At 39.4% G+C, this 13,772-nt stretch carries 11 protein-coding genes; 10 read left to right on the forward strand and 1 reads right to left on the reverse strand.

Going from position 1 to position 13,772, the window contains the following annotated elements; translation table 11 throughout:
* Positions 1-6 precede the first annotated feature (6 nt).
* Positions 7-1,212, reverse strand: coding sequence for an AraC family transcriptional regulator (locus tag MHB65_RS04820; RefSeq protein WP_342442657.1), 1,206 nt, complete (start codon positions 1,210-1,212; stop codon positions 7-9).
* Between the two features lie 202 nt (positions 1,213-1,414).
* On the opposite strand from MHB65_RS04820, the gene MHB65_RS04825 reads away from it, so the two are divergent.
* The 10 genes from MHB65_RS04825 to carB all read left to right on the forward strand — a co-directional run bounded on the left by MHB65_RS04825 (position 1,415) and on the right by carB (position 13,772).
* Complete coding sequence (locus tag MHB65_RS04825) at positions 1,415-1,750, forward strand: hypothetical protein (RefSeq protein ID WP_205441863.1); 336 nt, start codon at positions 1,415-1,417, stop codon at positions 1,748-1,750.
* 24 nt (positions 1,751-1,774) lie between these two features.
* The gene (locus MHB65_RS04830; protein ID WP_205441865.1) at positions 1,775-3,343 is read left to right on the forward strand and encodes a cation acetate symporter; all 1,569 of its coding nucleotides are present in this window, start codon (positions 1,775-1,777) and stop codon (positions 3,341-3,343) included.
* Between the two features lie 166 nt (positions 3,344-3,509).
* On the forward strand, positions 3,510-3,989 hold the full coding sequence (gene lspA, locus MHB65_RS04835) for a signal peptidase II (protein ID WP_004227346.1): 480 nt from the start codon (positions 3,510-3,512) through the stop codon (positions 3,987-3,989).
* Positions 3,986-4,897, forward strand: a complete 912-nt coding sequence (locus MHB65_RS04840; RefSeq protein ID WP_205441867.1) for an RluA family pseudouridine synthase — start codon at positions 3,986-3,988, stop codon at positions 4,895-4,897. Before lspA ends, MHB65_RS04840 begins: the two co-directional genes overlap by 4 nt.
* Before the next feature lie 240 nt (positions 4,898-5,137).
* Positions 5,138-5,686 carry a bifunctional pyr operon transcriptional regulator/uracil phosphoribosyltransferase PyrR gene (gene pyrR / locus MHB65_RS04845; RefSeq protein ID WP_205441869.1) on the forward strand — a complete coding sequence of 183 codons (549 nt, stop codon included), beginning with the start codon at positions 5,138-5,140 and terminating at the stop codon, positions 5,684-5,686.
* A 14-nt stretch (positions 5,687-5,700) separates the two neighbouring features.
* A complete protein-coding gene (locus tag MHB65_RS04850) occupies positions 5,701-7,011 on the forward strand; it encodes a solute carrier family 23 protein (RefSeq protein ID WP_205441871.1) in 1,311 nt (436 codons plus the stop codon).
* Positions 7,012-7,324: 313 nt separating this feature from the next.
* Positions 7,325-8,203, forward strand: coding sequence for an aspartate carbamoyltransferase catalytic subunit (locus tag MHB65_RS04855; RefSeq protein WP_205441873.1), 879 nt, complete (start codon positions 7,325-7,327; stop codon positions 8,201-8,203).
* Position 8,204: 1 nt separating this feature from the next.
* The gene (locus tag MHB65_RS04860) at positions 8,205-9,482 is read left to right on the forward strand and encodes a dihydroorotase (RefSeq protein WP_342442658.1); all 1,278 of its coding nucleotides are present in this window, start codon (positions 8,205-8,207) and stop codon (positions 9,480-9,482) included.
* The gene (gene carA / locus MHB65_RS04865) at positions 9,482-10,582 is read left to right on the forward strand and encodes a glutamine-hydrolyzing carbamoyl-phosphate synthase small subunit (protein ID WP_205441877.1); all 1,101 of its coding nucleotides are present in this window, start codon (positions 9,482-9,484) and stop codon (positions 10,580-10,582) included. Before MHB65_RS04860 ends, carA begins: the two co-directional genes overlap by 1 nt.
* Positions 10,575-13,772 (forward strand): carbamoyl-phosphate synthase large subunit, encoded by a 3,198-nt coding sequence (gene carB / locus MHB65_RS04870; protein ID WP_342442659.1) that lies wholly within the window; start codon positions 10,575-10,577, stop codon positions 13,770-13,772. The genes carA and carB overlap by 8 nt, the downstream gene beginning before the upstream one ends.

Genomic DNA, 13,772 nt, shown 5'->3' on the forward strand with positions numbered 1-13,772 from the left:
TCTAGATTATTTAAATAAAATTTCTGTCGTATTGCGGTAGTCTGTTGGAGAGATTCCTACATATTTTTTAAAGGTTAAACTATAGTAATTTGGTGTATTAAAGCCACAGGTGGAGGAGATTTTTTCTACGGTGTAGTCGTACTTGCGTAAAAAAGGTAAGGTTTTGATAATGCGCGTATAAGCAACATAGTCAACGAAATTGCGACCCGTTTCTTTTTTAAATAGTCTACTAAAATGAGTTGGGCTAAAGCTAATATATTTTGCAACATCACGTATGGTCAGCTGTTCGTCATAATGTTCTTCAATATACTGAATAGCTTTTTGAAGCTGCTCATGCTTTGTTAAATCTTCGTAATACCTGATGTGAATGTTATGGATAGGTGGTTTTCTACGTGCTTTTCTAGCCTGACTATAGGATTCCTTCACATGCATAGCATCCTGAAATACACCACCAATCCCCATAAATAGATGAATAGAGTGGTCCTTTTTTAGTGTCTCGATCACCTCTAATAGACAGGCTTCACCCTCTGCCCAATGTTTAAAAGAGTTGTACTTAGACGGAATTCGCATAAGAAGTAGTAAATAGCGTTCAAAATGTAAAAAGGATAATGGGGCCTTGTCAGCAAAGTATTGGCGAAAAACGGTTGTAATACTACTACTCGCATCATGTGGGATAGCTCTCTTATCGTCTCCATCAATATAGCCCTGAATTAAAAATACAATATTAGGAATACAGCTTGTCGATAAAAATGATGCGGATTGTATAATTTCTTGTTCATCGTCAATTTCTCCACGGATCAGACGTTTTAAAAATGCTTCTCTGAACGGAGAGGTATGTTGTTGGGATACTTGTTGTGATAGCTCAAGCATTGTGAGTGTACTTGCTTTTTTTTCCTGATAGGATGTGTACAGTTTTTTTACGATTCGTAAAAATTTTGATTTTTGTAATGGTTTTATGAGAAGTGCAGGTAAAACTAATTCAATTGCTATACCAGTCGAGTAGGTGAGGTGTTCTGTAACAAACGGGACAATTATACTATTAGGATAGTTTCTTTTTAAGCGATTAATTTTTACCCAATCAAATAACCGGTTTACTTCATAGACAATAATGACCTCATCTTCTGGCTTAGGCATTTTACATTCCTCTAAAGCGTTTGGTAAAACCTCTTTTAACCATTCACTCATTTGCTGCTTGTCAAATGAGCTTTCCATATACCATACCACCTTTAAAATGCTACCAGCCTCCTACGAATAAAAAGATAAAAATATTTTAACTTAAAATAGCAATTATTTGTACTAATACAGCAAAATTTTATATCTATATTGAAGTTGAAATAGAATAGAATAATTGTAGTGAATAATAATTTGAAATTTCAGATAATTATTTACTGATACGAAAAGGGGGAGTTGGCTTATGGCGGAAGTAGGCAGTCATGATTATGACTATGTAGAAGCAGGAACAGTTGATGTGAAAGATCTACCACCTTTAGATGCAACAACAAACAAAATTATGAAAGATGAATTTAAAACAGGTTTAGGTTTATCGATATTTTACTTTATTGTGATTTTTAGTATCCCTATTATGAATTGGTTTGCGCCAGCATTTGCATTCAAGAGGATCTGGGGTGGTATGACAGTCACATGGTTTGTGACAACAATTGTGATGATGGCTATGGCATTTATTATTGCATATGTTCACACTGCTATGTACGAGAAACGACTAAAAAAATACGATATAGCAAATAAGTAGTTGGAATAAAGGGGGAAATGTTGAATGATGGAAGCTCTATTAGAACCAAAGATGTTAATGACCATTGCTTTGATGGGAACGATTGTATACATTACGTATTTAACAAAAAGAAATGCAACCGCATCGGATTTCTTTGTAGGTGGCCGAAGCTTCGGATGGTTTACAAATGGTTCTGCCATTGGTGGGGATTACTTAAGTGCAGCAACATTCCTGGGCATCGCAGGTTTAACATTTCAACTTGGATATGATGGTGCTTATTATGCTTTTTGCTTCTCCATTGGGTTAACATTATTAGCGATTTTTGTGGCGGGTCCTTTAAGACGTTTTGGTGCATTTACCGTTGCAGATTTTTTAGGCTATCGTTTTCACAGTAAACGAGCACGGCTTGTAGCGGTGGCGGTGGTTTTAGCTATTTCCGGCTTTTATGCAGCTCCCCAATTATTAGGTGCTGCACAAATTTTAAGTATGTTTTTTGGTACTTCTTATGAATTTGGCATTATTTTTACTTGTGTTGTTATGATTTTTTATGTAGGAATTGGTGGTATGAAAGGGACAACCATCAACCAAGCATTAGAGTTATGGATTCGTCTTGGTGCGTTTATCGTGATGTTAATTGCAGCGGTTTATGGTGGTTTACATTACGATAAAATTTTAGCAGCCATCCATTCATTTAGTGGTCCAATCACAGGCACTTCACCGTATGCCTTAGATGGCAATGATATAAACTTTGATGGTGCTGCTTGGACAGGCACGGGCTTCTATTTCCCAACATTCTGGCAAACAATTAGTATGACAATTGGGTTAGCGCTAGGAACAATTGGACTTCCTCATATCTTATTACGATTTTATACAAATCCGAGTGCTAAAGCAGCCCGTAAATCTGCACTCATGGCCATTGGGATTGCAAGTGCGTTCTTCCTATTAGCTGTTTATTTAGGTGTTGTAGGTCGATCTATTTTCATTTCTGGAACAGCTAGTGAGGAAGTTATGCGCGATTTAGTGCTAGGTGGAAATAATATGGTGATTCCTACTACAGCCCTTGCACTAGGTGGCAAATGGCTACTTGGATTAGTCATAGCAGGAGCATTTGCAGCTATTTTCTCCAATCTTTCAGGACTGTTTATTACAAGCTCAGGCGCACTAGCTCATGATTTATATGCCAACATCATGAAAAAGGATATTACACAAAAACAACGTGTTATTGCAGGGAAAGTGGCCATTGTATTATTAGGTATTTTATATGGAGCATTGGGATTACTTGTAAAGGATGCATCCATTGGTCATTTAGTGGCGCTCGCCTTTACTGTGGCAGCAAGTACATTCACACCAATATTTATATTAGGTATTTGGTGGAGAGGCATGACAGAAAAGGGGGCTATTGCAGGATTACTAATTGGACTTGGCGTATCTATGTGGATGATCTTTTTACCAGGAACGTTACCAAGCTTCTTACAGTTTAAAATTCCAGGTATTGTGACGGTGCCTGTTGGCTTCTTATCTGTTATTATCGTGTCATTACTAGATCGTAAAGTTCCTGCTGATGTCAATGACTTCATGAAGCGAGTGCATTCAAAGGAATCTGAAACCGTATAACCCAATAACTTATAGCTATTTCTATTGCTTAAACGTAATAGGAATAGCTTTTTTATATTCCCGCAAAGAGATTGGGTATCCGCCATATTTTGATATGATATTAGTTATTGTGAATGGTGCTGTTATGGTAGAATAGGTAAGATGTTGAGTGAACGGAGGAATGTCTGTGTATAAATATTATGGATTAGCTGCTTTTGTCGTTTTATTGGATCAATGGACAAAATGGCTAATTGTGAAAAATATGGAATATGCTGAACGCATTGCTGTATGGGACCCATGGTTTGGTATCTTGTCTCATCGAAATAGAGGGGCAGCATGGGGAATGCTAGAGGGGCAAATGTGGTTGTTTAGTATTGTGACAGTTGCTGTTATCTGTGCGATTGTCTATTTCTATCATAAAGAAGCAAAAGGAAAGCCTGTTTTTCAAGTGGGCTTAATGCTCTTGCTTGGTGGTGCAGTAGGAAACTTTATTGACCGTCTATTTAGAGGAGAAGTGGTCGATTTTGTAGATGTTTTAATTCCAATTATTAATTATGATTTCCCTATTTTTAATGTCGCAGATGCTGCATTAACAATAGCAGTTGTCGTGCTGATGATTGGCTTAATTATGGAAGATAAAAAAGAGAAGAAACAGGTGAAACAATGACGCAAGTAACATATACAATCGAAGAACAGCAGCAAGGAGAGCGTATTGATAAGGCACTTTCAAGCTTACAATCAGAGTGGTCCCGCACGCAAGTTGGGAACTGGATTAGTGAGGGAGTCATCAAAGTAAATGGTGATGCTGTGAAAGCAAAATATAAGGTTAAAGCTGGTGACGTCATTGCTATCGATGTACCGGAAGTTGAAGAATTGGATGTAGTCGCAGAAAACCTAGATTTAGATATCGTGTATGAGGATGCAGATGTCCTTGTTGTGAATAAACCTAAGGGTATGGTGGTACATCCAGCACCGGGCCATATGGGAGGTACACTGGTAAATGGATTAATGTATCATTGTCAAGATTTATCAGGGATTAATGGTGTGCTACGACCTGGTATCGTTCATCGTATCGATAAAGATACATCAGGCTTATTAATGGTTGCTAAAAACGATACGGCCCATGAATCATTAGTCAATCAGTTAGTTAATAAAACGGTTACTCGTAAATATATTGCCCTTGTCCACGGGCATATTGCACATGATAAGGGAACAATTGATGCGCCAATTGGACGTGATCAAAAAGATCGACAAAAACAGGCAGTCGTTGATAAGGGTAAACATGCTGTTACACACTTCCAAGTGATTGAACGTTTTGGTGACTATACGCTTGTGGAATGTCGTTTAGAAACAGGACGTACACACCAAATTCGTGTGCATATGAATTATATTGGTTTCCCACTTGTTGGAGATCCAAAATATGGTCCGAAAAAAACAATCGACTTTGGTGGACAAGTTTTACATGCAGCGACTTTAGGATTCGATCATCCTTCATCTGGAGAATATTTGGAGTTTGAAACACCACTTCCTGCTGATTATGAACAATTATTAAATGATTTAAGAAATAGGCATTGACGTATACGAAAAGAAAGTCTATACTAACGACAGTGAATGAACAACATAACTAAATATTCACCTTTAATAGCAGTCCAGAGAGGCTGAGAAGGGACATGTGATAGTGTTGTGAAAATTTGTGCTGCAAATTTTTCCAACATGCTTTTTCGACACGTATACAACCCTCTCAGGCTATTCGCCTCGAGAGGTTTTTTTATGGACACATGGCCGACAATAGATTGAAGAGAGGAGGATACGAATATGGCACAAAATGAATTATTAGATGGCCCATCAATGACACGAGCATTAACACGTATTGCCCATGAAATTATAGAACGTAATAAAGGAATCGATGAATGTATTTTAGTTGGCATTAAAACACGAGGTGCCTTTCTAGCCAGACGTTTGGCACAGCGAATTGAAAAAATTGAAGGTAAACCGATTCGTACAGGGGAACTTGATATTACACTTTACCGAGATGATTTAACAACAAAACATGAAAATGAACAAGCACATGTAGAACAAGTTGATATCGAGTATCAAGTGAAAAATCAAAAGATCATCTTAGTGGATGATGTACTTTATACAGGACGAACAGTACGTGCAGCTCTAGATGCAGTGATGGATCTAGGAAGACCAGGACAAATTCAACTAGCCGTTCTAGTGGATAGAGGACATCGAGAGTTACCAATTAGAGCAGACTATGTAGGGAAAAACGTTCCAACTTCTGGATCTGAGCGCATCGTAGTTAATTTACAAGAAGTAGACGGAGAAGATTGCGTCATTATTTACAAAGAAGACGAACAATAAAGTGAGGAAACAGTATGTCAAATGCAGTTTTAGATATTAAGGATAAACCGACCCCGCTTCAGCTAGTGACATTAAGTTTCCAGCATATGTTTGCGATGTTTGGATCAACGATTTTAGTGCCGCAGTTAGTAGGCCTTAGCCCAGCGATTGCCCTTTTAACGAGCGGAATTGCTACATTATTCTTCCTACTAATTACGAAATTTCAGGTACCAGCTTATTTAGGATCCTCCTTTGCCTTTATTGCACCAATCTTACTTGCTGCTGGTGGACTAAATGAAAACGGCTCAAGTGTAAACCCAGGCAATGCCATGATTGGTGCAATGGCAGTCGGCATTACGTACGGAATTGTATCCTTAATCATTTGGAAAAGTGGTTATAAGTGGATTATGAAAATTTTGCCGCCAATCGTGGTAGGACCAGTGATCATGGTTATTGGACTTGGACTATCTGGTACGGCTGTGAATATGGCGATGAACGTCAATGGGGAGTATAGCTTTTTACACTTCTCAGCAGCTTTAGTTACAGTCTTTACAGCTATCATCTTTACGATTTTCTTTAAAGGAATTTTAAGTACTATGCCAATTTTGATTGGCTTAATTGTAGGGTATATTTACTCCATGATGATCGACATAGTAGACTATACACCAATTGCCAAAGCAAAATTCTTCGCCATGCCTGATTTCTTAATACCAGGTGTGCATTATGAATTTGAAATAACAACAAAAATCCTTCTTATCATGGTACCAATCGTGATCGTAACAATTTCTGAACATATTGGTCATCAACTGGTATTAGGAAAAGTAGTAAATCGAGATTATATTAAAGAACCGGGTTTACACCGTTCCCTACTAGGTGACGGGCTCGGAACATTTGTCAGTGCTTTAATCGGCGGTCCTCCGAAAACAACGTACGGTGAAAATATTGGTGTACTAGCCATTACTCGAGTATACAGTATCTACGTTATTGCAGGTGCAGCAGTGGTTGCCATCTTACTATCATTCTTCGGGAAAGCAATGGCAGTAATCGCAACGATTCCAACCGCAGTACTAGGTGGCGTTTCCATCCTACTCTTCGGAATTATCGCAGCAAGTGGCTTACGTATGCTAGTAGATAATCATATTGATTTTGGTAACAGTCGTAACCTAGTGATTGCTTCAGTGATTTTAGTCATTGGCATTGGCGGTGCCAAGTTTGTTATCTCAGAATCATTGAGTGTTGAAGGAATGGCGTTAGCAGCGATTATCGGTGTGCTATTAAATGCGATTCTGCCAGGTAAAAAGGAAGCTGATGTACCCGTACCATACAATCAAAATAAAGATTCATAGAAGTACCTTTTAATGAATTGTCCAGAGAGGCAAAAAAAGGGAAGTTGTGGACAGGCTGAAGTAGGATGTATGTCTTGCTGTAGTTTGTCACGCCTCCTCATGCCTCGTTGATGACATCAACGGGGCCTTTTTTATCTTCAATCATCACCTTAAGAAAGAGGATGATTGAAGATAAAGCCTCTGGCGGTTGTCACGGATTTTGAATTGTGCAAGCCCAATTCAAAATCCGGACGCAATTACGCCAAGGCGAAATTGACTTAAAGAACGTCATACATAAGACGTTCACGACTCACAACCTAATGGAGGTCACATGATGAAGAACTTATTATCGATGGAACATTTAACAACAGAAGAGATTAACCAAATCCTAGATCTTGCGCAAGCATTTGAAAATGGTGAAACATCATCGTTATCTCGCACACACAAAGTGGCCAATTTATTCTTTGAACCAAGTACTCGTACAAAAACAAGCTTTGAAATGGCAGAATACAAAATTGGCTGTCATGTTATCCCTTTCGATGCAGGGTTTTCGAGTGTTACGAAAGGGGAAACGATGTACGATACTGTCAAAACGTTAGAAATGATTGGTTTAGATGCCGTCATCATTCGAGCGTCAGAAGATGAGTATTACAATGAGCTACTGGACGGTATTAATGTAGCCGTTATTAATGCAGGGGACGGTGCTGGGCAACACCCTTCACAATCCTTATTGGATCTTTATACCATCAAAAAAGAGTTTGGCTATTTTGAAGGGTTAAATGTCACAATTGCTGGAGATATTTCTCATAGTCGAGTAGCGAAATCAAATGCAACAGCATTACAAAATTTAGGGGCAAATGTTCATTTCCTTTGTCCAGAAGAATGGTCTGGCGGTTTTGAAGCGCATCATTCATGGGAAAATTTAATCGAAATAAGTGATGTCATTATGTTACTTCGTGTGCAACATGAACGTCATAAAGTGAATAAAAGCTTCTCGAAAGAGGGTTACCATCAGGAGTTTGGTTTAACGATTGAACGAGAAAAGCAAATGAAAGAATCAGCCATTATCATGCATCCAGCACCCGTAAATCGTGATGTCGAGATTGCTTCTGAGTTAGTAGAGTGTGATCGCTCTCGAATTTTTGAACAGGTGCGGAATGGTGTTTACACACGGATGGCTATTATGGAAACCATTTTAAAGGGGAGAGAATAACATGACAAAGGTACTTCAAAATGTACAAATGCTAAATGAACAAGGTGAACTGGAGACAGTCAATATTGCAATGGCAGACGGAAAGATTACGGCAATTGGTCAAGATGTGACTGTAGCAGGTGCAGAGCTGATTGAAGGAAATGGTTTGATTGTGGCACCAGGCTTTATCGATGTTCATACACATTTACGAGAGCCAGGATTTGAGCATAAGGAAACCATTGCAACAGGTTCGGCATCAGCAGCAAAAGGTGGCTTTACAACAATTTGTGCAATGCCTAATACAAAGCCAGTACCTGATACGGTTGAAAACATGCAGCTCATTAATGGGCTCATTGAGGACAGCTCTGTTATTCGAGTACTCCCATATGGTTCCCTAACAAAGGATATATCGGGTGAGGTTCGAACAAATATCGAAGAATTAAAAGCACATGGAGCAGTAGCATTCTCAGATGATGGTGTTGGCATTCAGCTGGCCTCTACGATGTATGAGCAAATGAAAGATGCTGCCAAGCACGATATGGTCGTTGTGGCACATTGTGAGGACAACTCTTTAATCTATGATGGCGTGATGCATGAAGGAAAGCGTAATAAAGAGCTTGGCCTTCCAGGAATACCTTCCATTTGTGAATCCGTACAAATTGCACGTGATGTACTACTTGCAGAAGCAGCTGGCGCTCGTTACCATGTTTGTCACGTATCGACGAAGGAATCTGTGCGTGCGGTAAGGGATGCAAAGGCAGCAGGAATTCGTGTCACAGCAGAGGTTTGTCCACATCACTTATTACTAGAAGAAATGGATATTCCATCTGATGATGCTAATTGGAAAATGAATCCACCATTACGTGGAGCTGATGATAAAGATTCTCTACATGCAGCACTACTTGATGGCACAATCGACTGCATCGCAACAGATCATGCGCCACATACTGTAGAAGAAAAATGCTGCGGAATGGTTGGCGCACCATTTGGAATTGTAGGTTTCGAAACAGCTTTCCCACTACTTTATACACAATTTGTAGAAACAGGAAAGTGGACGTTAAAACAATTAATTGATTGGATGACAGTGAGAGCAGCTGAGATTTTTGATCTGCCATATGGCACATTAGAAGTAGGCGCTTCAGCTGATATGATTTTAATTGATATTCAAAAAGAACAAACGATTGATGCAGAAGGCTTTGTATCAAAAGGTCGTAATACACCATTCAACGGCTGGGTGGCAAAGGGTTGGCCAGTACTAACGATTTTTGAAGGCAATATCGTATATCAGGAGGCAGAGTAATGAAAAAACGTTTACTAGTTTTAGAAGATGGCACAGTATTTACAGGTACAGCATTTGGTAGCGAGCGCGCTTCACAAGGTGAGGTTGTATTCACAACAGGGATGACAGGTTATCAGGAAACGATTTCAGATCCTTCATTCTATGGACAAATTGTCACATTAACTTATCCTTTAGTTGGTAATTACGGAATTAACCGTGATGACTTTGAATCGATTACACCAGCCATTCGTGGATTCGTTGTACGTGAACTGGCTAAAAACCCTTCAAATTTCCGCTGTGATTTAACATTAGCTGACTATTTGACATCAAAGGATATCCCAGGAATTGAGGGGATTGATACACGAAAATTAACACGTATTATTCGCAGTAAAGGATCAGTAAAAGCGATATTGACAGCTGCTGATGAAGAAGTAAATGTGGATGAAATTGTGGCACAATTACAAGCGACGCCAGCCATTACGCACCATGTTCGTGAAGTATCACCAAAAGCTGCCTATCCATCTCCAGGGCGTGGTAAACGAGTTGTCTTAATTGATTATGGAATGAAGCATGGTATTCTACGTGAATTAAACAAACGTGATTGTGATGTGCTAGTAGTTCCTTACAATACGCCAGCTGAGGAAATTTTAGCTTGGCATCCAGATGGCATCATGCTATCGAATGGACCAGGAAATCCTGAAGATGTTCAAGAAGGCATTGAAACGGTACGTAACTTAATTGGAAAAGTGCCAATGTTCGGTATCTGTTTAGGTCACCAAATCTTTTCTTTAGCGAGTGGAGCGAAAGCCTTTAAATTACCATTTGGACACCGTGGTGGTAACCATCCAGTAAAAGATTTACGCACAGGTCGTACAGATTTAACATCACAAAACCATGGCTATGCCATCGACATCGAATCCTTAAAAGATACTGATTTAGAATTAACACATATCGCGTTAAATGACGGAACATGTGAAGGTGTGCGTCATAAGAAATATCCAATTTTCACAGTGCAATATCATCCAGAAGCATCACCAGGACCAGAAGATTCAAACCACTTATTTGATGAATTCATCGAAATGATGGAAGTAGAAGCAGGGAAGGGGAAACAACATGCCTAAACGTACAGATATTGAAACTATTTTAGTAATCGGCTCAGGCCCAATTGTTATCGGACAAGCAGCAGAATTTGACTATGCAGGAACACAAGCTTGTCTTTCATTAAAAGAAGAGGGCTACCGCGTTATTTTAATCAACTCAAACCCTGCTACAATCATGACGGATACAGAAATTGCTGACAAAGTCTATATTGAGCCAATTACTCTTGATTTTGTATCTCGTATATTACGTAAAGAACGCCCAGACGCGATCTTACCAACACTTGGTGGTCAAACGGGTCTAAATATGGCAATCGAATTAGACAAATCAGGTATTCTAGATGAGCTTGGGATTGAAATTCTTGGTACAAAATTAGATGCAATCCATAAAGCGGAGGACCGTGATTTATTCCGTAATTTAATGTATGAGCTAGGAGCTCCAGTTCCTGAGTCTGATATTATTCATAACTTAGATGAAGCGAAAAGATTTGTGGCGAAAATTGGATACCCTGTCATTGTTCGACCTGCCTTTACACTTGGCGGTACAGGGGGCGGTATTTGCTACAACGATCAAGACTTAGAAGAGATTGTGACATCTGGTTTAAAATATTCACCTGTGACGCAATGTCTATTAGAAAAATCGATCGCTGGCTATAAAGAGATTGAATACGAAGTAATGCGTGATGCGGTTGACAATGCGATTGTCGTATGTAACATGGAAAACGTTGACCCAGTAGGGATTCATACTGGTGACTCAATCGTTGTAGCACCAACGCAAACACTATCGGATCGAGAAAACCAAATGCTACGTAATATATCATTAGATATTATTCGTGCACTTAAAATTGAAGGTGGCTGTAACGTACAGCTAGCACTTGATCCATATAGCTTTAATTACTATGTGATCGAAGTAAATCCACGTGTCTCTCGTTCATCTGCATTAGCATCAAAAGCAACAGGCTATCCAATTGCTAAGCTAGCAGCTAAAATTGCAGTAGGCTTAACGTTAGATGAAATTAAAAACCCTGTAACAGGATCAACATATGCTTGCTTTGAGCCTGCACTGGACTATATCGTAGCTAAAATTCCTCGTTGGCCATTCGATAAATTCGAATCTGCTAAACGTAATCTTGGTACGCAAATGAAAGCTACTGGTGAGGTAATGGCGTTAGGTCGTACTTTTGAGGAAGCTATGCTAAAAGCGGTTCGTTCTCTTGAGACAGGTCAAGTACACTTAGAGTTAAAACATGCTGAGGAAAATTCAGATTCTTGGATTGAAAAACGTATCCGCAAAGCTGGGGATGAGCGTCTATTCTTCATCGGTGAAGCTTTACGCCGAGGTGTAACAATTGAGCAAATTCATGAATGGTCAGCAATTGATCTATTCTTCTTAAATAAATTTAAAAATATCGTGGATATGGAACAAACGCTTGCTGATAATAAGAATGATAAAGAAGTACTACGAACAGCTAAACGTTTAGGCTTTGCAGATAAGAAAATTGCTGAGCTTTGGGAAACTACAGTAGAAGATCTTTACGCTTATCGTAAAGAGCATGGCATTATTCCAGTCTATAAAATGGTCGATACATGTGCAGCAGAATTTGAATCAGAAACACCATATTTCTATGGGACATATGAAGATGAAAATGAATCGATTAAGTCAGAAAAACCTTCTGTTGTGGTACTTGGTTCAGGTCCAATCCGCATCGGCCAAGGGGTAGAATTCGACTATGCCACTGTACACTCAGTATGGGCGATTCAAGAAGCGGGCTATGAAGCCATCATTATCAACTCAAATCCAGAAACAGTGTCAACAGACTTCTCGATTTCTGATAAATTGTACTTCGAGCCATTAACAATTGAGGATGTAATGCATATTATCGACTTAGAACAACCAATTGGAGTTGTTGTTCAATTTGGTGGTCAAACGGCTATTAACCTTGCTGATAAATTAGCTGCAAATGGCGTAAAAATCCTAGGCACATCTTTAGAGGATATTGACCGTGCAGAAAATCGAGATAAATTTGAGCAGGCTCTACGTGAATTAGATATTCCACAACCTCAGGGAGAAACAGCAGTTTCTACAGAGGAAGCTCTTGTCATTGGTGAGCGCCTAGGCTTCCCAGTACTTGTTCGCCCTTCTTATGTACTTGGTGGACGTGCAATGGAAATTGTTTATAACCAAGAAGAATTACAGCACTATATGGAAAACGCGGTAGAGGCATCTCCAGATCATCCAGTATTAGTAGACCGTTACTTAACAGGACAGGAAATTGAAGTAGATGCTATCTGTGACGGTGAAAATGTGTTAATTCCAGGAATTATGGAGCATATCGAGCGTGCAGGAGTTCACTCTGGTGACTCGATCTCTGTTTACCCACCGCAAAAATTAACACAAGTACAAAAAGATACATTAGTTGACTATACAACTCGTCTTGCGAAGGGGCTAGGCATCATCGGCTTAATGAATATCCAATATGTGATTTCACAAAACGAAGTATTTGTCATCGAGGTGAATCCACGTTCATCACGTACAGTACCGTTCCTAAGTAAAATTACAAATATCCCAATGGCTAATATTGCAACAAAAGCAATCCTAGGCAAATCCATTGTAGAGCAAGGCTATCCAACAGGCTTAGCAGCTGAGCAAAAAGGGGTATTTGTTAAAGTACCAGTGTTCTCATTCGCTAAATTACGTCGTGTAGACATTACATTAGGACCTGAAATGAAATCTACTGGTGAGGTAATGGGGAAAGATGCAACATTAGAAAAAGCTCTTTATAAAGGCTTAGTTGCAGCAGGTATGGAAATTCGAACTGAAGGTACAGTATTATTCACTGTATCTGATAAAGATAAAGAAGAAGCAATCGCATTAGCAAAACGTTTCTCAACAGTAGGGTATCGCATTGTAGCTACTGAAGGTACAGCAAAAGCATTTGAAGCAGCAGGCGTACGCACAGATGTTGTCGGCAAGATTGGCGCGAAAGGACAAACATTGATTGACCTTATCCAAAATGGGGAAGCTCAGCTTGTTGTCAACACTTTAACAAAAGGGAAGCAACCAGCTCGTGACGGCTTCCGAATTCGTCGTGAATCTGTAGAAAACGGCGTACCTTGTCTAACATCTTTAGATACGGCAGAAGCAATGGTACGTGTCATCGAATCCATGACATTTACAGCAGAAGAAATGCCAAAAGCGGAGGTAGTACACTAA

Source organism: Lysinibacillus sp. FSL K6-0075, from assembly GCF_038592945.1.
GTDB lineage: Bacteria > Bacillota > Bacilli > Bacillales_A > Planococcaceae > Lysinibacillus > Lysinibacillus fusiformis_F.